This is a genomic window from Fictibacillus sp. NRS-1165, assembly GCF_050468105.1.
In the GTDB taxonomy this organism is placed as follows: domain Bacteria; phylum Bacillota; class Bacilli; order Bacillales; family Fictibacillaceae; genus Fictibacillus_C; species Fictibacillus_C terrinigri.
Genome location: NZ_JBDPNU010000035.1, coordinates 1 through 1,378, shown reverse-complemented (window position 1 = coordinate 1,378; position 1,378 = coordinate 1). Strand labels below are relative to the sequence as shown.

Annotated in this window: 1 protein-coding gene; it reads right to left on the bottom strand. The window is 41.7% G+C overall.

Going from position 1 to position 1,378, the window contains the following annotated elements:
- Positions 1-1,297: IS1182 family transposase (locus tag ABHN01_RS16395; RefSeq protein ID WP_429876420.1), on the bottom strand; the 1,297-nt coding region annotated here is incomplete at its 3' end.
- Positions 1,298-1,378: the final 81 nt, after the last annotated feature.

Here is a 1,378-nt window from a genome sequence, read left to right as displayed (position 1 = left end):
CGAAAGTTAGCATCGCCTGCACAGACACTTTTTTCAGTCCTCTGAATCTTGTCCATCGCATACCATGCTTTTCTTTCCCATCTGCGAAAACACGTTCAATGGTTTCTTTTCGCTGGGCATATATTTTTTTATTGATCTCCGTATGTCTAAGGTGATCCGCTTCTTCTATGTATTCTTCCCAAAGGTGCCGATGAATCATTTTCCTGTGTTCTTGGCTTTGAGTACACTGTTGAAGGAGTGGGCACGTTTGACAGATCTGAGGGTTTGAAGCATATTGACGATAACCCTCACGGGTCGTTGTTCGATAGGTAAGGATTTCCCCTTGGGGACAAAGATAACAATCATGGTGCTCGTCATAGACATATTCATGTTTTCGTAAGTACCCATCTTTCGTTCTTGGCCGGGTATACGGCATTACTGCACGGATTTCCTGGTCCATTAAATATTTAGCGATCGGTGGCGTTTTGTATCCTGCATCTACGGCAATGGCATTCGGTTTACCTACTTGTTCCATCAACTGGTTGACTAAAGGCTCAAGCATTCGGCTGTCATGGACATTGGCACCTGTCACCAGGTTTCCTAAAATAAATCCTCTAGCGTCACAGGCGGTGTGAAAAGAGTAAGCAAATAGCTTCTCTCGTTCATCTTTTACATAGTAGCCGCTTTCTGGATCCGTGGTGCTAATCTTGGATTCCTTTGTTTCATTCTTCGTTTGAGGGGGGAAGGGCTTTTTTCCGTGTTTCTCTCGGTCGATATGAATCTCTTTCTCAAGTTGAGATTGATAACTTCTGGTTTCTACACGTACGGTTTTTTTATCAAACTTCTTCTTATTCGCATTCGCTTTGACATGAGTAGAATCAATAAACATAACGGAGGGGTCTACCAATCCATAATTCATGGCTTCACGAAGAATACGATAAAAGATGTGTTCAAAGAGACCACTATCCTGAAAACGGCGTTCATAGTTTTTACCGAAGGTGGAGAAATGCGGAATCTTTTCACTGAAGTCATAACCCAAAAACCATCGGTAAGCGACATTCGTTTCGATCTCCTTTATGGTCTGGCGCATGGAACGAATTCCAAAGAGATATTGTAAAAGTGCAATCTTAACCAAGACCACAGGATCTACGCTTGGACGGCCATTATCAAGCGAATATGTATCTTTAACCGCATCATAAACAAAATTAAAATCCATCACTTGATCGACTTTGCGGACTAAATGATCCTGTGGAACGAGATCATCAAGAGCAACCATTGTAACTTGATGACGTCCTTCTGAAGAATGTTTGGATAACATGTTCTTTCCCCCTCAAACAGTATCTTCTCTAATAATACAATAAAAAAAGCTTGTAGACATGAGACTTTGTCTACAAGCTGA